General features: G+C 66.8%; 26 protein-coding genes and 1 pseudogene. 7 read left to right on the top strand and 20 right to left on the bottom strand.

Going from position 1 to position 26164, the window contains the following annotated elements:
• Positions 1–24: 24 nt before the first annotated feature.
• From ON40_RS24655 to ctaD, 6 genes are all read right to left on the bottom strand, one after another.
• Positions 25–789, bottom strand: coding sequence for an enoyl-CoA hydratase-related protein (locus ON40_RS24655; RefSeq protein ID WP_040826481.1), 765 nt, complete (start codon positions 787–789; stop codon positions 25–27).
• 192 nt (positions 790–981) lie between these two features.
• Positions 982–1755, bottom strand: coding sequence for an NUDIX hydrolase (locus ON40_RS24660; RefSeq protein WP_245567983.1), 774 nt, complete (start codon positions 1753–1755; stop codon positions 982–984).
• A gap of 269 nt (positions 1756–2024) precedes the next feature.
• Entirely contained in the window at positions 2025–2855 is an 831-nt protein-coding gene (locus ON40_RS24665; protein ID WP_040826484.1) for an ABC transporter ATP-binding protein, read from the bottom strand.
• A 161-nt stretch (positions 2856–3016) separates the two neighbouring features.
• Positions 3017–3769: an aminoacyl-tRNA hydrolase gene (locus ON40_RS24670; RefSeq protein ID WP_040826485.1), complete on the bottom strand. Its 753-nt coding sequence runs from the start codon at positions 3767–3769 to the stop codon at positions 3017–3019.
• Between the two features lie 11 nt (positions 3770–3780).
• Positions 3781–5076: a phosphoserine phosphatase SerB gene (gene serB / locus ON40_RS24675; RefSeq protein ID WP_083895882.1), complete on the bottom strand. Its 1296-nt coding sequence runs from the start codon at positions 5074–5076 to the stop codon at positions 3781–3783.
• Positions 5077–5235: 159 nt separating this feature from the next.
• Positions 5236–6972, bottom strand: a complete 1737-nt coding sequence (gene ctaD / locus ON40_RS24680) for an aa3-type cytochrome oxidase subunit I (RefSeq protein ID WP_040826489.1) — start codon at positions 6970–6972, stop codon at positions 5236–5238.
• A gap of 378 nt (positions 6973–7350) precedes the next feature.
• Here ctaD and ON40_RS24685 point away from each other — a divergent pair, with 378 nt between their 5' ends.
• Positions 7351–8358, top strand: a complete 1008-nt coding sequence (locus ON40_RS24685; RefSeq protein ID WP_051193528.1) for an ABC transporter substrate-binding protein — start codon at positions 7351–7353, stop codon at positions 8356–8358.
• Between the two features lie 8 nt (positions 8359–8366).
• Here the strand turns inward: ON40_RS24685 and ON40_RS24690 are convergent, their stop codons facing one another.
• The 4 genes from ON40_RS24690 to ON40_RS24705 form a co-directional block, all read right to left on the bottom strand.
• Complete coding sequence (locus ON40_RS24690; protein ID WP_245567971.1) at positions 8367–9203, bottom strand: hypothetical protein; 837 nt, start codon at positions 9201–9203, stop codon at positions 8367–8369.
• A complete protein-coding gene (locus ON40_RS24695) occupies positions 9178–10011 on the bottom strand; it encodes an alpha/beta fold hydrolase (RefSeq protein ID WP_083895884.1) in 834 nt (277 codons plus the stop codon). The genes ON40_RS24690 and ON40_RS24695 overlap by 26 nt, the downstream gene beginning before the upstream one ends.
• Positions 10012–10194: 183 nt before the next feature.
• The gene (locus tag ON40_RS24700; RefSeq protein WP_040826493.1) at positions 10195–11040 is read right to left on the bottom strand and encodes a hypothetical protein; all 846 of its coding nucleotides are present in this window, start codon (positions 11038–11040) and stop codon (positions 10195–10197) included.
• Complete coding sequence (locus ON40_RS24705) at positions 10928–11488, bottom strand: type II 3-dehydroquinate dehydratase (protein ID WP_063713076.1); 561 nt, start codon at positions 11486–11488, stop codon at positions 10928–10930. Before ON40_RS24705 ends, ON40_RS24700 begins: the two co-directional genes overlap by 113 nt.
• On the opposite strand from ON40_RS24705, the pseudogene ON40_RS54775 reads away from it, so the two are divergent.
• Positions 11487–11648: pseudogene (locus tag ON40_RS54775) on the top strand (translation factor (SUA5)); the annotation flags it as partial. The gene ON40_RS24705 and the pseudogene ON40_RS54775 overlap by 2 nt on opposite strands.
• Positions 11649–11858: 210 nt before the next feature.
• Here ON40_RS54775 and nrdF read toward each other — a convergent pair.
• From nrdF to ON40_RS24750, 8 genes are all read right to left on the bottom strand, one after another.
• Complete coding sequence (gene nrdF / locus ON40_RS24715) at positions 11859–12821, bottom strand: class 1b ribonucleoside-diphosphate reductase subunit beta (RefSeq protein ID WP_051193529.1); 963 nt, start codon at positions 12819–12821, stop codon at positions 11859–11861.
• Positions 12822–13118: 297 nt separating this feature from the next.
• Positions 13119–13631, bottom strand: a complete 513-nt coding sequence (locus ON40_RS24720) for a hypothetical protein (protein WP_040826495.1) — start codon at positions 13629–13631, stop codon at positions 13119–13121.
• A gap of 77 nt (positions 13632–13708) precedes the next feature.
• Positions 13709–13894, bottom strand: coding sequence for an NUDIX domain-containing protein (locus tag ON40_RS24725; RefSeq protein ID WP_083895886.1), 186 nt, complete (start codon positions 13892–13894; stop codon positions 13709–13711).
• Between the two features lie 178 nt (positions 13895–14072).
• A complete protein-coding gene (gene mgtE / locus ON40_RS24730; protein WP_083895887.1) occupies positions 14073–15542 on the bottom strand; it encodes a magnesium transporter in 1470 nt (489 codons plus the stop codon).
• Positions 15543–15970: 428 nt separating this feature from the next.
• Positions 15971–18052: a class 1b ribonucleoside-diphosphate reductase subunit alpha gene (nrdE, locus tag ON40_RS24735; RefSeq protein WP_245567984.1), complete on the bottom strand. Its 2082-nt coding sequence runs from the start codon at positions 18050–18052 to the stop codon at positions 15971–15973.
• Positions 18053–18114: 62 nt separating this feature from the next.
• On the bottom strand, positions 18115–18612 hold the full coding sequence (nrdI, locus tag ON40_RS24740; protein ID WP_051193531.1) for a class Ib ribonucleoside-diphosphate reductase assembly flavoprotein NrdI: 498 nt from the start codon (positions 18610–18612) through the stop codon (positions 18115–18117).
• Between the two features lie 50 nt (positions 18613–18662).
• On the bottom strand, positions 18663–18896 hold the full coding sequence (locus tag ON40_RS24745) for a redoxin NrdH (protein ID WP_040826498.1): 234 nt from the start codon (positions 18894–18896) through the stop codon (positions 18663–18665).
• A gap of 488 nt (positions 18897–19384) precedes the next feature.
• Positions 19385–19951 carry an NAD(P)H-dependent oxidoreductase gene (locus ON40_RS24750; protein WP_040826773.1) on the bottom strand — a complete coding sequence of 189 codons (567 nt, stop codon included), beginning with the start codon at positions 19949–19951 and terminating at the stop codon, positions 19385–19387.
• 190 nt (positions 19952–20141) lie between these two features.
• Between ON40_RS24750 and ON40_RS24755 the strand changes: the two genes are divergently transcribed.
• Positions 20142–20753, top strand: a complete 612-nt coding sequence (locus ON40_RS24755) for a TetR/AcrR family transcriptional regulator (RefSeq protein ID WP_040826775.1) — start codon at positions 20142–20144, stop codon at positions 20751–20753.
• A gap of 5 nt (positions 20754–20758) precedes the next feature.
• Complete coding sequence (gene nadE, locus ON40_RS24760) at positions 20759–21607, top strand: NAD(+) synthase (protein WP_040826777.1); 849 nt, start codon at positions 20759–20761, stop codon at positions 21605–21607.
• Between the two features lie 422 nt (positions 21608–22029).
• Here nadE and ON40_RS24765 read toward each other — a convergent pair whose 3' ends face one another.
• Both ON40_RS24765 and moaA read right to left on the bottom strand, forming a co-directional pair.
• Positions 22030–22272: a MoaD/ThiS family protein gene (locus ON40_RS24765; RefSeq protein WP_040826500.1), complete on the bottom strand. Its 243-nt coding sequence runs from the start codon at positions 22270–22272 to the stop codon at positions 22030–22032.
• A complete protein-coding gene (moaA, locus tag ON40_RS24770; protein ID WP_040826779.1) occupies positions 22265–23323 on the bottom strand; it encodes a GTP 3',8-cyclase MoaA in 1059 nt (352 codons plus the stop codon). The genes ON40_RS24765 and moaA overlap by 8 nt, the downstream gene beginning before the upstream one ends.
• Before the next feature lie 111 nt (positions 23324–23434).
• Between moaA and ON40_RS24775 the strand changes: the two genes are divergently transcribed.
• The 3 genes from ON40_RS24775 to ON40_RS24785 are packed head-to-tail and all read left to right on the top strand — an operon-like array spanning position 23435 to position 26152.
• Positions 23435–24652 carry a molybdopterin molybdotransferase MoeA gene (locus ON40_RS24775; protein ID WP_040826781.1) on the top strand — a complete coding sequence of 406 codons (1218 nt, stop codon included), beginning with the start codon at positions 23435–23437 and terminating at the stop codon, positions 24650–24652.
• 44 nt (positions 24653–24696) lie between these two features.
• Positions 24697–25725 (top strand): bifunctional molybdenum cofactor biosynthesis protein MoaC/MoaB, encoded by a 1029-nt coding sequence (gene moaCB, locus ON40_RS24780; RefSeq protein ID WP_051193532.1) that lies wholly within the window; start codon positions 24697–24699, stop codon positions 25723–25725.
• Entirely contained in the window at positions 25718–26152 is a 435-nt protein-coding gene (locus tag ON40_RS24785) for a molybdenum cofactor biosynthesis protein MoaE (RefSeq protein ID WP_040826504.1), read from the top strand. Before moaCB ends, ON40_RS24785 begins: the two co-directional genes overlap by 8 nt.
• The last annotated feature ends 12 nt before the right edge of the window (positions 26153–26164 follow it).

Raw genomic sequence — 26164 nt, forward strand, 5'->3', positions numbered from 1 at the left:
GCAGCCGATTCCCGCCCGGTGCGGTCAGCGGCCGACGAATTCGGCCGACCCTGGACCGGCGACCAAATAAGAACCTGTTCCTATCCTGCGATCTTCGGTCCCGAACAGCTCCGCCCACTCGCTCCGGGCCCGATCGTGGCCGTGCGTTCCGGCCTCGAAGACGGCCTTCGCGGCAGCCAGCGCACGAGCCGGGCCGGAGACGAACTGCCGGGCCCAGCGCATCGCGGCGAGGTAGACGTCATCGGGGGCGACCACCTCGTCGACCAAGCCGAGCGCGGCGGCCTCGCCGGGCTCCACGAAACGTCCCGTGTACACCAGATCCTTCGCCCGCGCAGCACCGATGAGCAGACTCAGCCGCCGGATCCCCGCGAGCGGGATCAGACCCGCGCGAATCTGCGGCAGCCCCAGACGCACGTTGTCGCCGATGATGCGCCGATCCGCGCCCAGGGCCAGTTCCAGCCCGGCACCGAGTGCGTAACCGCTGATCGCGGCAACCGTGGGTTGCGGCAGGCGGGCCAGGCAACCCAGCGCGGACTGCAGATCCCCGGCCCGCGCCGCGGCCTGCTCGGGGGTGAGGCGGTCCAGCTCGGCCAACTCGTCACCGGCGCAGAACACCCGTTCGTCGCCGTACACGAGCACCGCGCGCACCTCGGCGTCCGCGCCGATCCGCTCGGCCTCGGCGGCCAACTCGCGCGCCACCTGCAGATCGATCAGATTCATCGGCGGCCGCGCGAAGCGCAGCACGGCGATTCCCGCCTCGGGACGGTCAACGGTCACGAATTCGGCCACGGAGCAGGAGCCTACTGGTCGCTCGCTCGCGCACCGGCAGCGCGGCGGGCGAGACATTTCGGCCCCGGGTCGGCGGCACGCCATCCAAGGAACCTGATCCAGCTCTGCGGCACAGCGTCCGGCGCATCCGATCCAGCCCGGCAACTCGACTCCAGGCTCCCGCTCCAGACCCGCGACGCTGCGTCCGGACGCTCAGTCCGCGGGCTGTGATCCGCGCATGCGCGAACCTTCCGGGAAATCGGCGAAGTAGCGCTCGTTGTTCGGAAACTGCAGGCGCGGTTTGCCGTCGACGGTCGTCAGGACCGGCTGGATCGGCTCGAAATCCGGTGTGGCGGCGAAGATCTCCGCGGTCGAGGAATACTCGCCGAGCGCGATCAGCTGCGACCAGGTGGGCGGCAGCAGTACATCGGTCCCCGCCTTCCACCGCTCGATGGCCTCGGCGGGAGTGCTCCAGATGACGTGTTGAGCTTCGGAAGTGGCCCCATCGGCGCGCTGCCCCTCCGGAAGGACCGCGACGAAGAACCAGGTGTCGTATCGCCGCGACTCCACGGTGGGCGTGATCCAGTTGGCCCAGGGCCGCAACAGATCCGCGCGCAACACCAGATTCTCGGCGGCAAGGAACTGTCCGAGGGACAGCTCGCGACGCTCGAGGCGGGCGCGCGCAGCGCTGTACACGGACGTGTCGGAGACGACGGTGTCGGCAGTCGGCCCCGCCAGCAGGACTCCGCATTCCTCGAACGTCTCGCGCACCGCCGCGCACACCAGTGCCTGCGCTCGCGCCTCGTCGACGCCGAACCGCTCGGCCCACCAGGCGGGACCCGCTCCGGCCCAGATGATCTCGGCCTGCGCGTCGGAGGGGTCCACCCCGCCGCCCGGGAAGACCGTCATTCCGGCGGCGAATGCCATCGCCTTGACCCGCCGCTGCAGGAACACCTCGGGACCCGATGCACCCTCGCGCACCAGCATGACCGTTGACGCGTCCTTGGGCGCCACCGGCGCCGAATCGTTCACAGCTGCACCGTGCCGGTACTCGGGTTCGCGCGACGCCCGGCGCGCTGTGTCCTCGGTTCACTCACGGCAACAGTCTCGCTCACCCTTCGCACCCTAACGGGTGCTTGGCCCCGCTCATCGCGAGCCCCGGCTCCATACAATCGCGGACCCGCGACCCGGTGCACGCGCTCGACCGGGGTCCGCACGATCGAGTGGCGCGCGATCACGACGGAGCGCGTACTCACTCAGGCGCGGTGCCGCCCCAGCCGACGACTCCGACGCGCGAAATAACGCCCCTCGATGCGGTCCAGGGTGATCGACTGCCGGAACGCCTTGCTGAGGTTCTCCGCGGTGAGTACGTCCTCGAGCAACCCCTGGGCGACGACGCTGCCCTCGTTGAGCAGCAGGCCGTGCGAGAAGCCCGGCGGAATCTCCTCGACGTGGTGGGTGACCAGCACGGTGGCCGGCGAGTCCGGATTCGAGGCCAGATCGCCCAGGCGCTCCACCAATTCCTCCCGGCCGCCCAGATCCAGCCCGGCGCCGGGTTCGTCCAGCAGCAGCAGTTCCGGATCGGTCATCAGCGCCCGTGCGATCAGCACCCGCTTACGCTCCCCCTCGGACAGGGTGCCGTAGGCGCGATCGGAAAGATGTTCCGCGCCGAGGCTTTCCAGCATGTCCACCGCGCGGTCGGTGTCCTGGTCCTCGTATTCCTCCCGCCAGCGGCCCATCACCGCGTAGCCCGCCGACACCACGAGGTCACTGACCTTCTCGTCCAGCGGCACCCGGCTGGCCACCGCGGCCGAGGACAGGCCGATGCGCGGGCGCAGGTCGTTGATGTCGGTCCGGCCCAGCACCTCACCCAGCAGATGGGCGGTACCCGAGGTCGGATGCAGTTCGGCGGCGGCCATTCGGAGCAGGGAGGTCTTACCGGCGCCGTTGGGGCCGAGCACGACCCAGCGCTCGTCGAGCTCCACTTGCCAGCTGAGGGGACCTACGAGCGTATGTCCCGACCGCCGGACGGTCACCTGGTTGAAATCGATGAGTAGATCGGGATCGGGTTGCGACACGGGCTCCATCTTGGACCACGCACCCGAAACATTCCCAACATGGTCCGTTTGCACGTAGATGTCATATCCCGCCGTACGCCCGAAGTGGCCGCGAATTCACCATCACGCCGGTGAGATTCGACACTGTCACCTTCATGACAACCGGACGCTCGCGGCAGCCGTGGCCGCGGTCAGCCCGCAACGCCTGGCGGGACGGCGATCACCGTCATCGATCCGGGGGCGACCTCGGTGAATCCGGCGTCCCGCACCGCCGTCGCCGAACCCGCACGGACCAGGCGGGCCAGCTCGGGCCAGCGCGGACCGGCCTCGCGCACCGAACAGCGATAACCGTGCCCGGCCCATCGGAACGCCTGCTCCACCGACAACGCACCGGCCAACAGCATGCTCGCGTGGCCGACCTGGGCCGCGGCCTTGCCGACGGTCATCCCCAACTCCGAATCCACCCACAGCACAGGCAGTTCCGGATCGACCGGACCGGGATCGTCCGCTTCGAGATCGGTGCCGCCGATCTGCAGTCGACGAATTCGCTGATCGATGGCGCCGACCGGACCCGGCACCAGCGCCCGAGCCTGCGCGCCGTCGACCTGCACGGTGATCCCGTCGACCTCGTTCGCCGCCAGCCACTGCGCACCGCGAGCCCGCCGCGCCACCTTGCGAATCCGTGAGCGTTTCCAGGTCAGATACCGCTGCTCCCATTCGCCTCCGGGGCCGACCCGCGAATCCATGCACAACGCGACCGCCGCCGTCGCGGCAGCAGCCAACAGTGCACTGCGAGGCGGCGGATCCTGCTTCGGAATGTGCAGCACCATCTGCATCGCCTGAACCAGCGCCGGATCCTCCGGATCCCCGCCGCCCCCGTAACCCCGCGCCAATTCCGCGTGCCGCGCGACGAATCCGTCGTCGAGCTCCGACTCTACGAGCATCCCGGAGCTGCTCAGTTCAGCGGGACGCGACGCAGCAGACCGTCGCGAGCATCGGCGGCTTCGACCTCGTCACGGGTGACGCCGAGAATGAACAGGACCGCGTCCAGGTAGGGGTGCGACAGGGCGGCGTCGGCGATCTCGCGCAGTGCGGGTTTGGCATTGAAGGCGATACCCAGACCCGCCGCGTTGAGCATGTCGATATCGTTCGCACCGTCCCCCACCGCGACGGTCTGTTCCATCGGCACGCCGGCCTCGGCGGCGAAACGCCGCAGCGCCACGGCCTTCGCGGGCCGGTCCACGATCTCCCCGATCACCTTGCCGGTCAGGCGACCACCGACCACCTCGAGCGTGTTGGCCTGGACGAAATCGAGTTCCAGCTCATGCGCGAGCGGCTCGATGACCTGGCGGAAACCGCCGGAAACCACACCGCAGCGAAAACCCAGCCGACGCAGCGTGCGAATGGTCGTGCGCGCGCCGGGGGTCAGCGTGATCGCCTCGGCGACCTCGTCGATCACCGACTCCTGCAACCCGCTCAGCGTCGCCACCCGTTGCCGCAGCGATTCGGCGAAGTCCAGCTCCCCGCGCATGGCCGCCTCGGTCACCTTGCGGACCTCGTCCTCGACCCCGGCGTGTGCGGCGAGCATCTCGATCACCTCGCCCTGGATCAGCGTGGAGTCGACGTCGAAGACGATCAGCCGCTTGGCGCGCCGGGCCAGGCCCGCGCGCTCGACGGCGATATCGATGTTCTGCTTGGCCGCGACCTCGGCCAGGGTGGTGCGCAGCCGCGTCTCGGCGGATTCGGTCGCGGGAGCGGTCACGGTCAGTTCGAGACCCGTCACCGGATAGTCCGCGACACCGCGGATCGCGTCGATGTTGACGTCCTGTTCGGCCAGTTTGCGGGCGATGACGCTGAACGCCCGCGCGGTCACCGGACTGCCCAGCACGACGATCGCATGTGTGGACAGCCGTGCTCCGGCCGAAGGCTCCGCATCGATCTCGACCTCGACCTGCATGCCGACGGTGACCATCGCATCCTCGAGCTCATCCTGCAGGCCCTCCGGATCGCCCGGGCAGGACACCAGCACACCGAGGGTCAGGCGGCCGCGGATCACGACCTGCTCGACGTCCAGGAGGCTCACTCCGTTGCGCGCCAGCGCCGCCAGCAGAACCGAGGTGACACCGGGCCGATCGGGGCCGGTGACGGTGATCAGCACCGTCGTCCCCGCGGCAGCCTGTGCGGCCACGGACGGACCGTGGTTGCCGGGTTCAGGCTCGGACGTGCTCACGTTGTCTCCCTCTCGCGACATGCTCGGCCGCCGACGACGGCTCTTCATTGTCTCAGGCTGTTTCCGGCGTACCGGACACGGCCCACGGCACCGTGGCCGGAATCACTGCCGGAAAAGCCGAACGCGGCGGCCGTCTCGGAAGAGACGACCGCCGCGCCGGTCATAGCGAGGATCAGCCGATCAGTTCGGCACCTTCTCCAGCTCCTTGACGGCGTGCGACTTCCCGCCCCAGCCGACGTGGGCCTCGGCCCGCATCCGCTCCACCATGTGCGGGTAGTGCAGCTCGAACGCCGGCCGCTCGGACCGGATGCGCGGCAGCTCGTAGAAGTTGTGCCGCGGCGGCGGGCAGGAGGTGGCCCACTCCAGCGAGTTGCCGTAGCCCCACGGATCGTCCACGGTCACGACCTCGCCGTAGCGGTAGGACTTGAAGACGTTCCAGATGAACGGCAGCGTCGAGGCGCCCAGGATGAACGCGCCGATCGTGGAGATCGTGTTCAACGTGGTGAAACCGTCGGTGGGCAGGTAGTCCGCGTACCGACGCGGCATACCCTCGGCACCCAGCCAGTGCTGCACCAGGAAGGTGGTGTGGAAGCCGACCATGGTCGCCCAGAAGTGCCACTTGCCCAGGCGCTCGTCCATCATGCGGCCGGTCATCTTCGGGAACCAGAAGTAGATGCCCGCGAAGGTGGCGAACACGATGGTGCCGAAGAGCACGTAGTGGAAGTGCGCGACCACGAAGTAGGTGTCCGACACGTGGAAGTCCAGCGGCGGGCTGGCCAGGATGACACCGGACAGACCACCGAACAGGAAGGTGACCAGGAAGCCCACCGACCACAGCATCGGCGTCTCGAACGTCAGCTGACCGCGCCACATGGTGCCGATCCAGTTGAAGAACTTCACGCCGGTCGGGACAGCGATCAGGAAGGTCATGAAGGAGAAGTACGGCAGCAGCACCGCGCCGGTGGCGTACATGTGGTGCGCCCACACCGCGATGGACAGCGCCGCGATACCCAGGGTCGCGTAGACCAGCGTGGTGTAACCGAAGATCGGCTTACGGCTGAAGACCGGGAAGATCTCCGAGACGATGCCGAAGAACGGCAGCGCGATGATGTACACCTCGGGGTGGCCGAAGTACCAGAACAGGTGCTGGTACAGGATGGCGCCACCGTTGGCCGGGTCGTAGATGTGCCCGCCCAGGTGCCGGTCGTAGGCCAGGCCGAACAGCGCCGCGGTCAGCAGCGGGAACGCCAGCAGCACCAGCACGCTGGTGACCGCGATGTTCCAGGTGAAGATCGGCATGCGGAACAGCGTCATACCCGGGCAACGCAGGCAGACAACGGTGGTCAACATGTTGACGCCACCGAGGATGGTGCCCAGACCGGAGACGGCCAGACCCAGGATCCACAGGTCGGCGCCGACACCCGGGGAGTGCACGATGTCCGACAGCGGGGTGTAGGCGGTCCAGCCGAAGTCGGCCGCGCCACCGGGGGTGATGAAACCGGCGGTCGCCATGCTCGCGCCGAACAGATACAGCCAGTAGCTGAACGCGTTCAGACGCGGGAAGGCGACGTCGGGCGCGCCGATCTGCAGAGGCAACACGATATTCGCGAAACCGAACACGATCGCCGTCGCGTAGAACAGCAGCATGATCGTGCCATGCATGGTGAACAGCTGGTTGAACTGCTCGGGCGAGAGGAACTGCAGACCCGGACGAGCCAGCTCCGCACGCATCAGCAACGCCATCAGGCCGCCGATCATGAAGAACGACATGGCCGTCACCAGGTACATCACCCCGAGGACCTTCGGGTCGGTGGTGGTGACCAACTTGTAGATGAACGAACCCTTCGGCCCCAGACGTTGCGGGTACGGCCGAGTCGCTTCCAATTGGGGGACTGGCTGGGGCTCTACAGCAGTCACTGATCCTCCTGAAGGTTTGCCTTCTGGTCGTTGTCGTACGTCTGGCTCCGGCCCGGCGGACAGGCGCACGGCGAACGACGGTGGCTTTCGCTACTACGGATCGTAAACCGTGCTGCCGTAAGCATCACGCCCGGTCCTACTCTGTGTCGTAATTGGGTGCCACCCCCGGCATTTGCCTCGGGCCCGGAGGCCGCGGCTCGGGAATCACGCCGGGCCCGCAAATGCCGTCGAAGGCACCGCATGTGTACCCTTCCCCGCATGCCCGTGAGCCAGCGCAGCGAGCGAACCCCCGACCCGGCGAAGCGTTCGCGTGGCAGCGGTCTGCGCGAGGACCTCGATGCCCGACGTCGCACGCGCCGCGTGCGCGGTGGTTGCCTGATGCTTGCTGTGGCCGTGACGGCATTGACCGCCTGCAGCAACGGGTCCGGTGACGATGCCAGTTCGATCGTCCGCACCACCACCAATATCGCCGGTGCGGACGTGGTGGGTATCGAGCGCGACACCACCCGCGCCTGCCCGCTGCCGAGCGATCCGGATCAGCCCGCGGGCACCCGCGATGTGACCAGTCCCGCTGGGACAGCTCAGGTTTCGGCCGATCCGAAGCGGGTCGTCGTCCTGGACACCGCCGCGCTGGACGCGGCGTGCGCACTGGGCCTGTGGCAGCGCGTGGTCGGCGCGACGACGCTCGCCGGTCCCAGCCCGCAGCCGTCGTATCTGGGTTACGGCCTGCAGATCGTGCCGAGCGTGGGCGCCTCGGGCGCACCCGACGTCGCGAAAATCGCAGCGATGCACCCGGATCTGGTGCTCGGCACGGTGGGCGACGGTGATCTGAACGCGTTGCGCACGGCCGCGCCCACCGTGCTGATCGGCAAGGATCCCAGCTGGCAGGCATCGTTCAGCGCCTTCGCCGATGCCCTGGGACGCTCGAACGCCGGGGCGAAGGCGATCACCGACTACCACACCTATGCGCACGACACCGGTGTCTCGATCGCGGCCTCGTTGTCCCAGGCCTCGGTCCTGCGATTCGGGGCCTCCGATGCGCAGGTACAGGGTGCGGACACCTTTGCCGGACGAGTGCTGGCCGATGCCGGCGTACAACGTCCCGAAGCGCAGCGGGGTGCGTCCTACCAGGTGAACAGCCTGGGCAGTGAGCGGGACCGGGCCAAGGTCGAGGGCGACATCATCTACGCGATGTTCGACGGCAAGGACGGCGAGACCTACGGACAGAAGGTCATGCACGGCGACGACTGGAAGAAACTCGGCGCGGTCTCGGACAAGCGCGACTTCGTCGTCGACGACACCATCTGGCACGGTTCGGGCCTCACCGCCGCCCGCGCCCTGATCGATGATCTGCGCACCTCGCTCAACGCGTACGTGAACGACTAGTCGACAGCTCAGTAGATCCGCAACCCACGACGTCGCACGATGGCCAGGGCGATCGCGGTGCCGAGAATCCACACCAGCAGCCCGACCCCGGCGTTCCAGACGAAGCGCAGATTCCGATCCAGGTGCGGCAGCAGTCGCAGCAGCGGATCGTGCTGGGCGCCGTCGATCGGGGCGATGAGGTAGTACACGCCGTACGGCAACGCCAGATGACCGAGCCACAGCAACGTGGTCCGATCCCGCCGTTCGCGCCATCGCCGCACCAGCGTCCGGGTCTCCACGGCCAGCAGGACCGAGACGATATTCCCGACGCCGAGCCAGCACAGCAGCGGCAGCGTCACCACGAACAGGGTGCCCATGAGCGGCCCCGGCCGCATCGCATGGGCGAGGATCGCGGTCAACGCCAATGTCGGCAGGCCCACGATGACGAGCAGCGCAAGGTTTTTCGTCACCAGGATGCCGCGCATCGACATGCCTTCGGCCAGGCTCGCGCGCACCCGCGGTGCATCCAGGCCCAGCACGTTGGTCGTGGTGACGTCGGCCAGGATGAAGGTGGCGAAATAGGTTCCGACCAGCACCACCCAGCCGAACTGACGATGCGGGTGGACCAGCGGCGAGTAGAGCAGATAGAGCAGCGAGAGCACGACGTTCACCCCGACGCCCTCGAGCCAGTGCCGCGGCGGCGCGAACGACCAGCGCACCTCGTCGGCCACGCGCCGCAGCAGACCGTCTCCGGGGACCATCGGCGGGGGTGGTGCGGTGCGAACCTCATGTTCGCTCAGATATGCGCGCAGCCGTCCGCGCGCACCCGCGGAAACCTGCTCAGCCCACCGAATCGACAAATTCACCTATCTTCGCCGCGATGACATCCGGAATCCGCTGCGGCAGCAGATGTCCGCCTCCCGCGACCAGCTCCAGGCGGGATCGCGGAAACCGGTCGTGCAGCGCGCGTGCGGTCGAGATCGGGACGACTTTATCGGTCGGATCGGCGACGATCAACGCGGGCATATCGGTTGCGTCGAGGCGGTCGAGCCAGTGGTCCAGGCTGCGGAACAGTTCGCGTTGTTCGAGCAGGACGGTGCGCCACACCGGACCGTACTCGTGCTGGATGTCGCCGAACGCATGCCAGGACGCGACGGCGTCCGGGTGACGTGTGCGATGCCACCGGGCCAGCCGCGGCATCATCGACCACATCGCCAGCGCCAGCGCCGGTCCCGCGACGGGTGCGGCGAGCACCTCGTCCCATCTCGTGGCGCAGTCGGGCCCGATTCCGGCGATGGAGATCAGCCCGCGCACCCGTTCGGGCGCGATCGCGGCCGCGGCGAGTGCGACACCGCCGCCGTAGGAGTGCCCGGCCAGCACGGCATCGTGAATACCCGCGCGCTCCAACCGATCCAGCAACCAGACAGCATTTTCTTCGAGGGTGCCCGCGGGCCGCTCGTTGGCACCGTATCCGGGCCGATCCCACGCCATCGCCCGCACCGAGGACGGCAACTGCTCGAGCACACCGTTCCAAGCGGAATGATCCCCTGGCTGCCCGTGCAGCAGGACAACCGGCGCGGTCGTGGTCATCGCCCTCCCCCTCTGCGAGCCCGTCGAGTGCCCGAGCACCGCGGGAGCCGCCGGCCCGACGACCACGTCGGAAGTATTCGTCATGACCCGCTCCTGTCCAATTACTGTCCAGTTACCGACAGTAACGGCCGAAGCTGGCCCCCAGCCAGGTACTTTCTGTGCGCTTGCTGTGCACCCGATCCGAGCGGACGACTCGGCACGCCGTCACCCGACTGCTACTTCCGGGACCACCAGCGACAGTGCCGCTGGCAGCCTGCGAAGCGACGCTCACATTCCGATCGTGTTGGACAACTCCAGCCCGTATCCCTCGATTCGCGCAATGATCCGATCGCCGCGATCCAAGCGGAAACCGGCCTGGTAGCTGCCCTTGTCAGCGCCCAGGTAGAGGTAGTGGACCGTACCCGGACGGGTCAGTTCGGGATAGCCGAACAGCGTCGAGACCAGATCGTCCACCCGGTAGTGCAGCGCATCGGCGCCGGTGCGGAAGGCGCCCTGCCACGCGGGCGCGCCGTCCCGCTCGATGGTGACCGTCCCGGTGACCTCGGCGGGCGGCGGTTCGCGGAACAACCACGGCAGGATGGCCGGCTGGCAGAGTTTGGCGTAGGCCAGGTGCCCCGGCAGACGCTTGAAGTGGCCGATGTCGGTGAGGTCGTTGCCGAACGTGTATCCGACGTAGACCGGGGCGCCGGTCGGATCGATGACGTAGACCAGCACCACCTCGATCTCCTCGCACAACGCCTCGAAGGTGGCCGGGACGCGCAGCGGGCCGTCACCCACCGCCGATGCCGAGCCGAATCCTTTGAAGAACCAATTCGGCTGAGCCGGAACGTCATCGGCGGCATTCACATGATGGGTGCGCATGAAACCGCTGACCAGAGCCGCACCGGTGCGAGGCAGTAGCGGCGGCCGGAATACGACGTCGGCGGCCGCGACCCGGATCGGAGTCACGCCGGGACGCAGCGCCGTCGACGCATCGCCGGCGATCGAGGCCTCCGCGGAATCATCTGTGGCACAGGGGAACAGATCGATCAGTTCGGCCGCGCAACGCACTGCCAGGTGCTCCGCACCGCGGTACTCGCACTGGGCGACGGCGGCAATCTTGCGAGCAGCCATGATCAGACTCTCGGCTCACCAGGGTGAGCAGCTCCCGGATCGCGAGTTCGTACCCGTCGACGCGGAGCCCGCAGATGGTGCCGCGCGCCACCGCGGAGATGATCGAATGTCGCCGGAACTCTTCGCGGGCATGGATATTCGTCAGATGGACCTCGATCACCGGCACCGGGATGACGTCGATGACATCACGCAGCGAGAGCCCGTAGTGCGACAGCGGGCCGGGGTTGATGATCGCGCCGTCATAGGAATCGACCGCATCCTGCAACAGGGTCACCAGTTCGCCTTCGGAATTACGTTGCGCGGCAGTGAGTTCCACGCCGAGTCCGGTGGCGAATTCGATCAGGCGCTTTTCGACCACCGGCAGCGGTGTCGAGCCGTACAGGTGCGGGTCGCGAAGCCCGAGCAGGTTCAGGTTCGGATCGTTGAGCAGCAGAATCCGGGTGGTCATGGTTCATCCCTTCGCCGCCGCCGACGGCTTGGTCGTCACGCCGACCAAGGTCGGCTACATCCTGATCGCCACCGACGGCGCCGGGCTCGAGCGCAAGTTCGAGGCGAAGCAGCGCAACCGCGGCAAGCCGGGAGTGGTGCTGTGCGCATCCCTGGCGCAGCTGGCGGAATTGGCCGAGCTCAACGATGAGATCGCCGAGTTCTACCGCAAACATTGGGACTCCGTCGTGGTCTCGACATCGATCGGATCATGGAGAATCTGGGCGAGAGCTTCCCGTCCTGGGACTACCGTCACGGCGACTACTACTGAACAACCGAGCCCCGCACCGGCCACGACCGGTGCGGGGAGGTTCAGCGTCGGAGACGCGGGATCAGAACTCCCAGTCCTCGTCCTCGGTGTTGACCGCCTTGCCGATGACGTAGCTCGAGCCCGAACCGGAGAAGAAGTCGTGGTTCTCATCGGCATTGGGTGACAGTGCCGAGAGGATGGCCGGGTTGACCTCGGTCTCGTCCTTCGGGAACAAGCCCTCGTAGCCGAGGTTCATCAGGGCCTTGTTGGCGTTGTAGCGCAGGAACTTCTTGACATCTTCGGTCAGGCCGACCTCGTCGTACAGATCCTGGGTGTACTCGACCTCGTTCTCGTACAACTCGAACAGCAGCTCGAAGGTGTAGCTCTTGAGCTCCTCGCGTTCGGGCTCGGTGAGCTGCTCGAGGCCCTTCTGATACTTGTAGCCGATGTAGTAGCCGTGCACGGCCTCGTCGCGGATGATCAGGCGGATCAGGTCGGCGGTGTTGGTGAGCTTGGCCCGCGAGGACCAGTACATCGGCAGGTAGAACCCCGAGTAGAACAGGAAGCTCTCCAGCAGCGTGGAGGCCACCTTGCGCTTGAGCGGCTCGTCGCCCCGGTAGTAGTCCAGCACGATCTCGGCCTTGCGCTGCAGGTTGCGATTCTCCTCCGACCAGCGGAAGGCGTCATCGATATCGCGCGTCGAGCAGAGCGTGGAGAAGATCGAGCTGTAGCTCTTGGCGTGCACCGACTCCATGAACGCGATGTTGGTGTACACCGCCTCCTCATGCGGGGTGAGCGCATCCGGGATCAGGCTCACCGCGCCGACCGTGCCCTGAATCGTGTCCAGCAGCGTCAGACCGGTGAAAACCCGCATGGTGAGCTGCTTTTCATGCGCGGTCAACGTGTTCCACGAGGGAATGTCGTTGGACACCGGAACCTTCTCGGGCAACCAGAAGTTGCCGGTGAGCCTGTCCCAGACCTCGGCATCCTTCTCGTCGGGCACCCGATTCCAGTTGATCGCACTCACTCGATCGATCAGCTTCACGCCCACCTCACTCACCTTCTCGCTTCGCCGAATCGCGGGGATATCACTCACCTTGAACACTACTACTGGTGGCCGACATCCTTAAGTAGCACAACACCTTGTGTCTTTCGCCGCCTGCGAATATCGGTGCGAACGTGCGGTGATCCACACCGCCACCGCTGGTCGCGGCAGCATGCGGCCCGTCACACGAGTTCGCAGGGCGAATGACAGCCCCCGCGGAGGATCCGTTCGGGGCGCTCGCAGTTTGCCAGACGCCGACGCCACGACAGCGCCCAACCCCACCCATCCCCGGGCGCACTACGCCTCGCCGCTCCCGGCGATCGCGGCCTGCACATCGAGCCACGTCGGCACGGCGCGAACCCACTCCGGCGCAGGCGCGGACTGCGCACCGAACCAGAACAGCTGCGGCACCAGCCCCCGCAGCGCCTCGTGCACCTCGATCCGGTCATCGATCATGTGCGTGATCCCCAGTTCCGCACAGTGGATCGCCTTGTCCGCTCGCGCCCGGCAGAACCGCACGTTCTCGCCCGGAATCCCGGTACGCCGAAAGAAGTCGTGGTGAGCAAGCCACTGCCGAGTCCGCTGTTCGACCCGAGGACCACACTTCGAAATGACCCACACCCCCTCGAACAGCGGCACGATCCGCGCCAACACCTCGAAGGCATCCGCACTCGGCGGAGTCGACATCGCCTGCTCCACACCACCGGACAGAAAAACGGTGTCCGCCTCGCCGGGCTCGGTCGCGGCCCCCTGGATCACCCGCCCGAAATCGACCCCCAGTCGTTGTGCCGCAGTAGTTTCCGGCGACATGACACTCTCCCCCACTTCTTCGATGACCGCCCTCTCACGTTGAGCGTGCCGCCGCGATCCACTGGGGCGCAACCCGTTTACCACTGTTCGAGAGTTTCCCCTATTTCCATGGTTCCACCCGGCAACGACCAGTTGCCCGAGTCGCCGCGCTGCTGCATGAGCACACGGCCGGAATCGTCCACCACCAGCGCGGAAGCTCCCGACGTCAGGGAGTTGGGCTCGGGTGCGTTCGGATCCTTGTAGTAGTCCCGCCGTGAGCCCATGATTTCCCCTGTGTGATGCACTGGGTTTCGCAGTCCCTGTACCCGTCATTTAGAGTTTTTGCATACCGGTCGCTTCGCGAACCACTGAAGTCCCCGATCGCTCGCCGGTACGAAGATTGCGCCAATTGATCGTGAGCCATCGATGACCGATCTCACTGTTCCAGGGCAATGCCCCGCCTCAGATGCCCAGCACGAGCTTCGCGGTGGTGAAGTAGATGATCAAGCCGGTGGCGTCGACCAGGGTCGTGACCATCGGGGCGGAGATCACCGCCGGATCGATGCGCAACTTCTTGGCCAGCAACGGCATGGTGCCGCCGATGGTCGCCGCCCAGCCGCAGATGATCACCAGGGTGATGCCGACGACCACCGCGATCTGCGCACCGACGAACGCGGCTCCGATGACCATGCCGACCACCGCGAGCATCGAACCCAGCACCAGGCCGACCCGGCATTCGCGCCAGATGACCTTCAGCAGATCCGAGACCCGCACCTCGCCGACGGCCAGCGCTCGCACACAGGAGGTCGCCGCCTGCGCACCGGCATTACCGCCCGCACCGATCAGCAGCGGAATGAACAGCGCGAGATGCGCGGCCCGAGTCAGCGTCACCTCGAACGCATCGGTGACGGTCACCGTCAAAGTGGCCGCCACCAGGAGCAACAGCAACCACATCGCGCGGTAGCGGGCCAGCTGGAAAACCCCGGCGGCCATATAGTGACCGGCCCACGGGCTCGCCCCGGCCTGGCGCGCCACATCCTCACTGTCGGCGGCCTCGATGACCTCGACCGCGTCATCGATCGTCAACAAGCCGACCAGCCGATCCTCGCTGTCGACGACCGGCAGGTTGATCAGGTTGGTTTCGCGCATGAGCCGCGCCGCCTTCTCCGCGGCATCGGTGGCGCGCGCGAAAACCGGTGCGGTGACGACGAGTTCGGTCAGCGGGGTTCCGGGATCGCTGAGGACCAGTGCGCGCATCTCGACCACGCCGGTGAGCCGGCGGCCCCCGTCCACCACGGGCAGGGTGTACACGGTCTCCGCATGCGCACCCTTGGCGCGAACCACCCCCAGCGCCTGTTCGACCGTCAGATCACGGTGCAGCGCAACGACTTCCGGAGTCATATAGCGCCCGGCCGAGCCCTCGGAATAGCCGAGCAGCGCCGCGGTCATCCGACGCTCACGCGAACTCAGCCCGGCCAGCACCTTCTTGACGACCGTCGCGGGGGCCTCACGCAGCATCCGGGCCCGGTCGTCGGGGTCCATACCCTCGACCAGTTCGCGGAAGCTCTGGTCCCGCATACCGGCCAGGATCTGCTGCTGGTCGACGGGTTCGAGCTCCTCGAAAACCGCCAGCGCCCGATCCTTGTCCAACAGCCGGAACGCGATTCCCGCGTGCACGGCGTCCATGCGGGCGAGTTCGTCGGCGATCCGGTGCGGCGGGTGGTTCTCCAACCAGGTCGCAGCGGCATCGACGTGCCGGGCAGCAATGCTATCGCGCAGCGACGCGTCATCCGAATCTGCTTCGGCAGCAACGGATTCAGCGACAACGTCCCCGGCAGCCTCGGTTCGGGTGACCGCCGCCGCGTCGGCAGGACGGTCGTCACTCAGTGCATCGGAGCGTGCGGGGGCGACAAAGGACAGATCGGTCGACATGACAGAACCTCGGCATACGGCGAGTGGGTACGGGAATCACGGATTCACACCGCGAGGCACCGACCTCGCCACCGAAAGCTCTACCGGCAGAACAGGAGGACGGCGCCGCGCGGCGTTCGACTCGGGGGTTCGCTACGCATAGCCACCCACCTCCTCATCGCCGACACTGCACCGTCAGGAATTCATCTCGATGCCCCCTGGCACCGCACGACCTGCACCGTCGCAGATCACCAGCACGGAAAGACCGCGCCGTACGCAGGCTACACCTCCACACACCGCCACGCCGAACCTCAGCCTGCCGCAACCACGTGATGTGAGTCATCGGCGGCTTCACCCCGCCTTCGCACCGGCAAGTTGTGGCAAACCGAATGGCGACAGCCCACAACGAGTCTGCCGCCATTCCGATCAGAGCGCTCGGCTCCTATCGCCTACAGCATGCAGCTGACGCAACCCTCGACTTCGGTTCCCTCCAAAGCCATCTGGCGGATGCGGATGTAGTAGAGGGTCTTGATTCCCTTGCGCCAGGCGTAGATCTGCGCCCGGTTGACGTCGCGGGTGGTGGCGCTGTCCTTGAAGAACAGCGTCAGCGACAGTCCTTGGTCGACGTGCTGGGTGGCCGCGGCGTAGGTGTCGATGATCTTCTCGTAGCCGATGTCGTAGGCGTCGGCAAAATAATCGAGATTGTCGTTGGTCAGGTAGGGGGCCGGGTAGTAGACGCGGCCGATCTTGCCTTCCTTGCGGATCTCGATCTTCGAGGCCACCGGGTGGATCGAGCTGGTCGAGTGGTTGATGTAGGAGATCGAACCGGTCGGCGGGACGGCCTGCAGGTTCTGGTTGTAGATGCCGTGCGCCATGACCGAGGACTTCAGGTCGAGCCAGTCCTCCCGGGTCGGGATGTGCACCCCGGCCTCGGCGAAGATCTGGCGCACGCGTTCGGTTTTCGGCTCCCACGCCTGCTCGGTGTACTTGTCGAAGTACTCACCGCTGGCGTACTTGGACTCCGGGAATCCACCGAAGGCGGTGCCGCGTTCGACGGCGAGCTTGTTCGAGGCCCGCACCGCGTGATACGCGACGGTGTAGAAGTAGATGTTGGTGAAGTCGACACCCTCTTCGGATCCGTAGTGGACCCGCTCGCGCGCCAGATACCCGTGCAGATTCATCTGCCCCAGGCCGATCGCGTGCGAGGAGTTGTTGCCCTGTTCGATCGAGGGCACCGAGTAGATGTGGGTCTGATCCGAGACCGCGGTCAACGCCCGGATGGACACCTCGATGGTCTGCCCGAAATCCGGTGAGTCCATCGCCTTGGCGATGTTCAGCGAGCCGAGGTTGCACGAGATGTCCTTGCCCACAGTGGCATAGGACAGATCGTCGTTGAACACCGACGGCGTGGAGACCTGCAGGATCTCCGAGCACAGATTCGAGTGGGTGATCTTGCCCTTCACCGGATTGGCCCGGTTCACCGTGTCCTCGTACATGATGTACGGGTAGCCGGATTCGAACTGCAGCTCGGCGATGGTCTGGAAGAACTCGCGCGCGTTGATCTTCGACTTGCGGATGCGCCCGTCGTCGACCATCTCGTGGTACTTCTCGGTGACGTCGATGTCGGCGAACGGCACACCGTAGATCCGCTCGACGTCGTACGGCGAGAACAGGTACATGTCCTCGTTCTTCTTCGCCAGTTCGAAGGTGATGTCCGGGATCACCACACCCAGCGAGAGCGTCTTGATGCGGATCTTCTCGTCCGCGTTCTCCCGCTTGGTGTCCAGGAACCGGTAGATGTCCGGGTGGTGCGCGTGCAGGTACACCGCACCCGCCCCCTGCCGCGCGCCGAGCTGATTGGCGTAGGAGAACGAATCCTCCAGCAGCTTCATGATCGGGATGACACCCGAGGACTGGTTCTCGATCTTCTTGATCGGCGCACCGTGCTCACGAATGTTGCTGAGTAGCAGGGCAACCCCGCCACCCCGCTTGGACAGCTGCAACGCCGAGTTGATCGACCGCCCGATGGACTCCATGTTGTCCTCGATGCGCAGCAGGAAACAGCTGACCGGCTCGCCGCGCTGCTTCTTGCCCGAGTTGAGGAAGGTCGGGGTGGCGGGCTGGAAGCGGCCGTCGATGATCTCCTCGACCAGCTGCTTCGCGAGGATTTCGTCGCCGTCGGCGAGGGTGAGCGCGACCATGCAGACGCGGTCCTCGAAACGTTCGAGGTAGCGCTTTCCGTCGAAGGTCTTGAGGGTGTACGAGGTGTAGTACTTGAATGCGCCGAGGAAGGTCGGGAAGCGGAACTTCTTGGCGTAGGCCTGCTGGAACAGCTTCTTCACGAAAGCCCGGCTGTACTTGTCCAGTACCTCGGCCTCGTAGTAGTTCTCCTTCACCAGGTAGTCGAGCTTCTCGTCGAGGTTGTGGAAGAAGACGGTGTTCTGGTTGACATGTTGCAGGAAGTACTGGTTCGCGGCCTCGCGATCCTTGTCGAACTGGATCTCCCCGTTCGGACCGTAGAGATTCAGCATCGCGTTGAGGGCGTGGTAGTCCAGGCCCTCGGTCGATGCGGTATCCACGGTGACCGGTCGCTCTAGGCGGGCCGACTTACCGGCAGGTGCTGTTGTCGTTGCCAAAACAATCCCAATCCCTCTCGGACGCGCTCGACGTCCTCGGCAGTTCCCATGAGTTCGAAGCGATACAGGTACGGAACGCCGCATTTGCGCGAGATCACTTCTCCCGCATAGCAGTACGTATCGCCGAAGTTCGTGTTGCCGGCCGCGATGACGCCGCGCAACAGCGCACGGTTGTGCGGATCGTTCAGAAACTTGGCCACCTGGCGGGGCACGAATTCCTTCTCGGATCTGTTGCCGCCCAGAACGTGCCGACCACCCCCGTAGGTGGGGCAGATCAGCACGTAGGGCTCGTCGACGCGAAGCGAATCGGCAGTGTGGAGCGGAATGCGAACGGCGGGCAGGCCCAGCCGTTCGACGAAACGGTGCGTGTTCTCCGACGCACTCGAGAAGTAGACCAGGGGTGCGTTCCCGCGAGGCGCTTCCCCACGCTTGCGGGAATCAGGCGTTTCGGCCATCAGCACTCCCCTTCCTACTACCTCCCTCGCCGGCGAACTCGACCGGCGGATCAGGCCGCGGCGACCGCCAGGGACTTGATCCGATCCGGGCGGAATCCGGACCAGTGATCCTCACCGGCGACGACGACCGGGGCCTGCAGATAACCCAGGGCCATCACGTAGTCGCGGGCCTCCGGATTCTCCGAGATGTCAATTACTTCGTATTCGATACCGGCCTTGTCGAGGGCACGGTAGGTGGCGTTGCACTGGACGCAAGCGGGCTTGGTGTAGACGGTGATGGTCATGTGTCCCTCTCTGATCGGGCCTTGGAACCGAACCTGAACCTGAGCCTTGAATCCGTATGCAGTGCATGACCGAGTGCGATTCGCCTCACGTGCGCAAACCCCTGGAAGTGGGCTCGGCCCCCCAGGTCACACGACCCCGGACGACCTTGCGGCCGTACCGTCTTCCAGCTTCCAAGACACTACACCTAGTGGCCGACAGAATCCTAGAACACGAGATGTTGCGAGTCACAAAGGTGAAATTCGGTCGGTGTAAGTACCTGGACAGTCGATTCGCAACCCGACACGACTGTGCTACAGATCACGATTTCATCGCGTAGCTTCTTCCCAGCTAACACATTGTTCCCACAGGTAACAGATGCCCCTCCCGGCTCACAGCCCCCGAATACGACCTTCCCCGGACACGACGCGGCCCGCCCCGTCGAATCCGACGGGGCGGGCCCGGTGGTCACACCTCGGTCACATCAGGATCGGCCCTGCCGGGCCGTGCGTCAGGCGTTGACCGAATTCTCGACCGCCTCGACCAACTCGTGCACCGTGGCGGCGAGCTCGGTCAGAGCCTCGGCGTCGTCGCGGGGGTGCACCTCGCCGAAACGCTGCCCGATGACACCGAAGTGCAGATGCGCGCTCTCCACCACCGACGCGCCCGCCACGCCGAGCACCTTGACGGTGTCGCCGTGCGACCACTTGGCGGCGTTCTGGCTGATCGACGCGCTCACCACAGCGGCGGGCTTGCCCTTGATGGAACCCGCGCCGTAGGGACGCGAGGCCCAGTCGATGGCGTTCTTGAGCACGGCCGGGATCGAGCCGTTGTATTCGGGGACGAAGACCAGCAGACCGTCGGCGGCGGCGACGGCCTCGCGCAGCGCGGTCGCGGCGGCGGGAACGCTGCCGGGTACGTCGATGTCCTCGTTGTAGAACGGGATGTCGGCGAGGCCGGAGGCGATGCTGACCTCGACACCCTCCGCGGCGGTCTGCGCCGCGGCCTCGGCGAGCTGCCGGTTGATCGAGCCGTCGCGCAGGCTGCCGACGAGTGCGAGAAGACGAGTCCGAGACATGATCACTCCTTGATTTGCCGAGGCGGTCACCGCCGCCGTCACGGTAGAATAACCGGACCACGGTCCGCTTTCATTCCGTCCCTAGGGGGGCCACCCCGTGAACTACGACACAGCCGCCGACGACCCGTGCGCGCGAGAGTCCGGCGACGATCGTCCCACACGGCTGCCGATCGAGGCCGTCGCCATCCAGATGCCTCCCGAGGCACTCGCCCTGCTACCCGTCACGACCGCCGCGGCAGAGCGCAGCGACGCGGCCCGCAACCGGCAACTTCTCCTGGATGCTGCCGAGCAACTGGTGCGTGAGTTCGGCGCGGATGGCGTCACGATGGACGCGGTCGCCCGAAGTGCGGGCGTCGGCAAAGGTACCGTCTTCCGGCGTTTCGGCACCCGCTCGGGTCTGATGCTGGCCCTGCTCGACCAGTCCGAGCGAAAGCTGCAGGCCGCGTACATGTTCGGCCCGCCGCCGCTGGGACCGGGCGCACCACCCGCGCAACGGCTGATCGCCTTCGGCCGGGCGCGACTGGCCGGTATCGAGGTCGAGGGCGAGATGCGCCGGGCGGCGGACGATTCGAGCCGCTACTCCAGCCCGCCTTACAACATCACGAAATCCCATGTCTCACTGCTGCTCCGGGAGGCCGGTGCGGCCGGGGACATCGCACTGCTGGCCGACAGCCTGATCGCCGCCCTGGACGCCGCGCTGGTCCTGCACCAGATCCGGGTGCTCGGGTACACCACCGAACAGGTCGCCGACAACTGGGAACGCCTGGTCCGCTGGGTCCTGGCCGACGCCTCGGTAGAGTGACCGGCGTGGGTAATCTTCGCCAGGCCATCATCGCCGAATTGGGTGTTCAGCCGATCATCGAACCGAAGGTGGAGGTGCGCCGCCGCGTCGATTTCCTGAAGGCGTATCTGCGCTCCACTCCCGCAACGGGTTTCGTGCTCGGCATCAGCGGCGGCCAGGACTCCACACTGACCGGGCGGCTGTGTCAGCTGGCCGCGCAGGAATTGCGCGAGGAGGGGCACGAGGCCACCTTCGTGGCGGTGCGCCTGCCCTACGGCGTCCAGGCCGACGAGGACGATGCGCAGGTCGCGTTGCGTTTCATCCAGCCCGATCGCTCGATCGAGGTCAATGTCAAACCCGGCGCGGACGCGGTCGCCGCCGAAGCCGCACGCGGTCTGGGCGAGCTGTCCGCGAGCGGAACCGACGAACCCCGCCTGCGCGATTTCGTGCGCGGCAATATCAAGGCCCGCGAGCGCATGGTCATCCAGTACGCGATCGCCGGTCAGCTGAACATGCTGGTCGTGGGCACCGACCACGCGGCCGAGGCGCTCACCGGATTCTTCACCAAATACGGCGACGGCGGCGTCGACCTCACTCCCCTCACCGGCCTGTCCAAACGCCAGGGCGCGGCCCTGCTCCAGGAACTCGGCGCACCCCCGAGCGTCTGGGAGAAGGTCCCCACCGCCGATCTCGAAGACGACCGCCCCGCCCTCCCCGACGAGGTCGCACTCGGCGTGAAGTACGCCGACATCGACGACTACCTGGAAGGCCGCGACGTCACCCCCGAGGTAGCCGACCGCCTCGAATCCATCTTCCGCAACACCCGCCACAAGCGCACCGTCCCCGCCACCCCCTTCGACACCTGGTGGACGTGAACCGGGCACAACCGGACCCCGCGCATCGAATCGCTCGACCACAAACCGAAGTCAGTGCACGAATTGCGGCTCGGGCGACGGACATTGCCGTGAGCTATGGTGAGCACAAGTCGTCGGCAAAGAGGTGATCGTCGGTGAATTTCGCTGCTATTCGTCCACGTCCGGGCAACCTTCGCGTTGTCGCCGAGGAGATCGAGCAGAGAGCAGATCATCCGTAGGAACGGCTGGTACAGCGTCGCAGGCGTTCGCACCCTCCTGGTCCTGGATCCCCGGTTCGGGCCGATGGGAGCTGTACACCCACCCGGCGGGACGGGGACTATCACGGTCGGCTCGACGGCAAGTACGGAGATCCTATTCCGTTGCCGGAGCCGTTCGGGTTCACGGTGGAGACAGGCGAGCTGCCGCGCTACGCCCGGTGAGGTCTATCCCCCGGCGAAGGGGGGTAGGACGTCTACGCGGGGCGTGAGGGGGGTGGTGACGTCGCGGGTGAGTTCGTCGCCGATGAGGAAGGCGCAGACCTTCAGCATGGGGTCGAGGGTGGGGCCGTAGGTGCGCGAGAGGGTGTGGCGCAGGTCGGAGATGGTGGCCTCGGCGGGGAGGTCGAGGTGTTCGCTGGATTTACCGACCGCGTCCGCGATCGCGGCGAAATATCGGACCTCAACCACCGATCGCTCCCATCGTCCGTTCCGGCGGCACGAAACCGGCCGCATCGATGCCGTGTCCGGCCCATTTGTTCCACATCGCGCCGCGCCACAGCTCGGCCAGTTCGGTATCGGTCGCGCCCTCGCGCAACGGCGCCCGTAGGTCGTATTCCTCGTCGCTGAACAGGCAGGAGCGGATCTTGCCATCGGCGGTGAGACGGGTGCGATCGCAGGCCGAGCAGAACGTCCTGGTCACCGAGGCGATGATGCCGACGGTCGCCGGGCCGCCGTCGACCAGCCAGGTCTCGGCGGGTGCGGCCGGATCCTCGCGACCGGCGGCGGTCAGCGTGAAGCGTTCCCCCAGGACCTCGAGCAGTTCGGCGGCGGTCACCATATTCGCGCGGGCCCATTCGTGATCGGCGTCCAGCGGCATCTCCTCGATGAACCGCAACGCGCAGCCCTCGGCCAGACACCACTGCAGCAGATCCGGTGCCCCGGAAAGGTTTTCGCGCATCAGCACCGCATTCACCTTGACCGGGGCCAGGCCCGCGCGCTGGGCGGCGCGGATGCCGGCCAGTACCGAGGGGAGCCGGTCGCGGCGGGTCAGCCGGGCGAAGGCGGCGCGGTCGACGGTGTCGAGTGAGACGTTGACCCTGCTCAGGCCCGCGCGCACCAACGCATCCGCCCGATGTTCGAGCCCGACGGCGTTGGTGGTCATCGCCAGCGGCGTATCCGGTACGGCCGCGTGGCAGCCCGCGACGATCTCCTCCAGATCCCGGCGCATGAGCGGTTCGCCACCGGTGAAGCGCACCTCGCGCACACCCAGTTCGCGCACCGCGAGCGTGACCACACGCACGATCTCCCCGGCCGAGAGCAGCTCGTCGCGGGGGATGGCGGGCAGCCCCTCCTCGGGCATGCAGTAGGTACAGCGCAGCGAGCACTTCTCGGTGATGGATACCCGCAGGTCGCGGGCGATTCGCCCGAATTTGTCCACCAGGTGCGGCGTATCGGGCCGTCCCGCCGACGGGGGATGCCCGCGGCGCACGGCGGGAATCCCCATCACGACCACACTCACAGAATCCATTATTGCCGCACGATGCCACAGGTGCTTCGGAGGAACATACGAACTGTCCGGAACAGGGCCGCTACTACAGTGCCTTGTATGGCATTATCGCGCAGCGATTCGATGAGCGGCGGCGGGCGGACCGGCCCGGTCGCCGTCCCGGCCCGGTCGGTCGAGGAACACCTGCGCCGGGTCGAGGAACTGCTGCGGCCACTCGCGATCCGCGACGTCCAGGACGTGGCGATGGCCGAGACGCTGGGGCGGCGGCTGGCGCGCGACGTGCACGCGCCACTGGATCTGCCGGTGTTCCGCAACTCCGGGATGGACGGTTACGCCGTGCGCGCCGCCTCGGTGTCGGTGACGCCGGTCACCCTGCCGCTCGCGGGTGTCGTGGCGGCCGGACAGGCCGGGCAGGCGCCGCTGCCGCCCGGCGCAGCGATGAAGGTGATGACGGGTGCGCCGATCCCCAGCGGCGCGGACTGCGTGGTGCCGGTCGAGGACACCCACAACGACGGTCCTACGGTGACGATCGAACGTGGTCGCAAGACCGGGGATTTCGTGCGCGAACCGGGTGTCGACGTGCGTTCCGGGGAGCTGCTGGTGTCGGCGGGAACCGCGCTGGGTCCCCGGCACATCGCCGCCCTCGCCGCGGTCGGCCTCCCGAATCTGCCGGTGTTGCGCCGGGTGCGCGCCGCCGTGCTGACCACCGGTGACGAACTGATGCCCGCGGGAGTTCCGTTGCGCCCCGGGCAGATCTACAACTCCAATGGCATCGCACTCGCCGCGGCGCTGACCGCGAACGGGGTCGAGGTCGTCTCGGTGGAGCACAGCCGCGACGACCCGGCCGAGTTCGGTGACCGTCTCGCGGCGGCGACCGCCCGCGCGGACGTGGTGTTCACCTCCGGCGGAGTGTCCAAGGGCGACTTCGAGGTCGTCAAGGACGTATTGTCCACGCGAGGCGGAGAATTCGGCTCGGTCGCGGTGCAACCCGGCGGACCACAGGGGCTTTCGGTCTCCGACGGCGTCCCGGTGCTGAGCTTCCCCGGCAATCCGGTCAGCACGATGGTGTCCTTCGAGGTGTTCGCGCGGCCGATCCTGCGCGAACTCGCGGGCCTGCCGCCGGTGCCGACACACGATGTGACACTGCTGGATCCGGTGCGCTCCCCGGCCGGTCGACGGCAGTTCCTGCGCGGCCGCCTGGACGACGCGGGGGTGTGGCTGGCCTCGGGGCCCGGATCTCATCTGGTCGCCGCGATGGCCCATGCCGATGTGCTGATCGATATCGCCCCCGAGATCACCGAGCTGGCCGCGGGTTCGATCGTGAAGGTCCGGGAACTGTGAGCGAACACGAACTCTCGCACGTCGATTCGGAGGGCCGCGCGCGCATGGTCGACGTGAGCGCCAAGGCCGATACCGCCCGCATCGCCGTCGCCGCCGGTGAGCTGCGCACCACCGCCGAGGTGGTCACGCTGGTGCGCGCCGACGACATGCCCAAGGCCGATGTCCTGTCCACCGCCCGCCTGGCCGGAATCTCCGGCGCCAAGAAGACCTCCGAACTCATCCCGCTGTGTCATCAGCTGGCCCTGACCAAGGTCGACGTGCGGTTCGGATTCACCGCCGACACCATCACCATCGAGGCGACCGCCAAGACCACCGGCCCCACCGGCGTCGAGATGGAAGCGCTCACCGCGGTGGCCGTCGCGGGGCTGACCCTGCACGACATGGTCAAGGCCGTGGACCCCGCCGCGGTCCTGAACAACGTCCGCCTGCTCACCAAAGACGGTGGCAAGCACGGACATTGGGAACGTCCGGAGGCACAGGCCACGGCCGATTCGTCCACGCACACGCCACCCGAGGCGACCGCGCACGAGACCACCACAACGCATCGCGGACACGATTCGACGGCGTCCGGAACTGGAAAAGACACCGAGCCCACCGGATCCCGGACCGCGGTTGTCGTGGTGGCTTCGACCGGAGCGGCAGCAGGCACGCGGGTCGACAAGACCGGTCCGGTGCTGCGGGATTGGCTTGCGGGACTGGGTTTCTCGGTGCGCGGTCCACTGGTGTACGCCGATGCCGACATCGCGGCCGGGCTGGCGGACGCACTGGGCGGGCAGCCGGGTCTGGTGATCACCACGGGCGGAACCGGAGCCTCGCCGACCGACGCCACGCCCGAGGCGACGCGCGCGGTCCTGGATCGCGAACTGCCCGGGGTGGCCGAGCAGATCCGTCTGAAGGGAACCGCGACCTTCCCGCTGGCCGCGTTGAGTCGCGGCACCGCCGGTCTGGCCGGGCGCACCGTGCTGATCAATCTGCCCGGATCGCCGGGCGGGGTGCGCGACGGCATCGCCGTGCTCGAACCACTGCTGGACCATCTGCTGGCCCAGGTCGCCGGAGGAGGCAGCCATGACTGATCTGCAACCCGCCGTCCGCCTCGCCACGATCAGCGATCGGCCGCTCTCGCCCGAGGCGGTGGAGCAGGCGGTGACCGGACCCGAGTACGGCGCGGTCGTGGTGTTCACCGGCAAGGTGCGTAATCACGATGGCGGACAGTCGGTTTCGTCGCTGGAGTACTCCGCGCATCCGGATGCGGAGAAATTCCTGCACCGGATCTGCGCCGAGGTCGCGACCTCGACCGGCCTGCCGGTGGCCGCGATGCACCGCATCGGCGCACTGGGGATCGGTGATGCGGCCATCGTCGTGGCGGTCGCCGCAGCGCATCGCGCCGAGGCGTTCACCACCTGCGCCGACCTGGTGGATCGGATCAAGCACGAGGTCCCGATCTGGAAACGCCAGCTGTTCGCCGACGGCCTGTCCGAATGGGTCAACGCCTGCGGCTGAACGGAATTCGCG

This window comes from Nocardia jiangxiensis NBRC 101359 (assembly GCF_000308615.1).
Lineage (GTDB): Bacteria > Actinomycetota > Actinomycetes > Mycobacteriales > Mycobacteriaceae > Nocardia > Nocardia jiangxiensis.

What these genes read in the sequence shown, in the direction of transcription:
- ON40_RS24660 (WP_245567983.1), bottom strand. Translation starts at nt 1,755, where the DNA reads ATGCTGGTGCGCGAGGGTGCATCGGGTCCCGAGGTGTTCCTGCAGCGG.
- ON40_RS24665 (WP_040826484.1), bottom strand. Translation starts at nt 2,855, where the DNA reads ATGGAGCCCGTGTCGCAACCCGATCCCGATCTACTCATCGATTTCAAC.
- ON40_RS24670 (WP_040826485.1), bottom strand. Translation starts at nt 3,769, where the DNA reads ATGCTCGTAGAGTCGGAGCTCGACGACGGATTCGTCGCGCGGCACGCG.
- serB (WP_083895882.1), bottom strand. Translation starts at nt 5,076, where the DNA reads ATGTCGCGAGAGGGAGACAACGTGAGCACGTCCGAGCCTGAACCCGGC.
- ON40_RS24685 (WP_051193528.1), top strand. Translation starts at nt 7,351, where the DNA reads ATGCTTGCTGTGGCCGTGACGGCATTGACCGCCTGCAGCAACGGGTCC.
- ON40_RS24695 (WP_083895884.1), bottom strand. Translation starts at nt 10,011, where the DNA reads ATGACGAATACTTCCGACGTGGTCGTCGGGCCGGCGGCTCCCGCGGTG.
- ON40_RS24700 (WP_040826493.1), bottom strand. Translation starts at nt 11,040, where the DNA reads ATGGCTGCTCGCAAGATTGCCGCCGTCGCCCAGTGCGAGTACCGCGGT.
- ON40_RS24705 (WP_063713076.1), bottom strand. Translation starts at nt 11,488, where the DNA reads ATGACCACCCGGATTCTGCTGCTCAACGATCCGAACCTGAACCTGCTC.
- ON40_RS24720 (WP_040826495.1), bottom strand. Translation starts at nt 13,631, where the DNA reads ATGTCGCCGGAAACTACTGCGGCACAACGACTGGGGGTCGATTTCGGG.
- ON40_RS24725 (WP_083895886.1), bottom strand. Translation starts at nt 13,894, where the DNA reads ATGGGCTCACGGCGGGACTACTACAAGGATCCGAACGCACCCGAGCCC.
- mgtE (WP_083895887.1), bottom strand. Translation starts at nt 15,542, where the DNA reads ATGTCGACCGATCTGTCCTTTGTCGCCCCCGCACGCTCCGATGCACTG.
- nrdE (WP_245567984.1), bottom strand. Translation starts at nt 18,052, where the DNA reads ATGCTGAATCTCTACGGTCCGAACGGGGAGATCCAGTTCGACAAGGAT.
- nrdI (WP_051193531.1), bottom strand. Translation starts at nt 18,612, where the DNA reads ATGGCCGAAACGCCTGATTCCCGCAAGCGTGGGGAAGCGCCTCGCGGG.
- ON40_RS24745 (WP_040826498.1), bottom strand. Translation starts at nt 18,896, where the DNA reads ATGACCATCACCGTCTACACCAAGCCCGCTTGCGTCCAGTGCAACGCC.
- ON40_RS24750 (WP_040826773.1), bottom strand. Translation starts at nt 19,951, where the DNA reads ATGTCTCGGACTCGTCTTCTCGCACTCGTCGGCAGCCTGCGCGACGGC.
- ON40_RS24755 (WP_040826775.1), top strand. Translation starts at nt 20,142, where the DNA reads ATGCCTCCCGAGGCACTCGCCCTGCTACCCGTCACGACCGCCGCGGCA.
- ON40_RS24775 (WP_040826781.1), top strand. Translation starts at nt 23,435, where the DNA reads ATGAGCGGCGGCGGGCGGACCGGCCCGGTCGCCGTCCCGGCCCGGTCG.
- moaCB (WP_051193532.1), top strand. Translation starts at nt 24,697, where the DNA reads ATGGTCGACGTGAGCGCCAAGGCCGATACCGCCCGCATCGCCGTCGCC.
- ON40_RS24785 (WP_040826504.1), top strand. Translation starts at nt 25,718, where the DNA reads ATGACTGATCTGCAACCCGCCGTCCGCCTCGCCACGATCAGCGATCGG.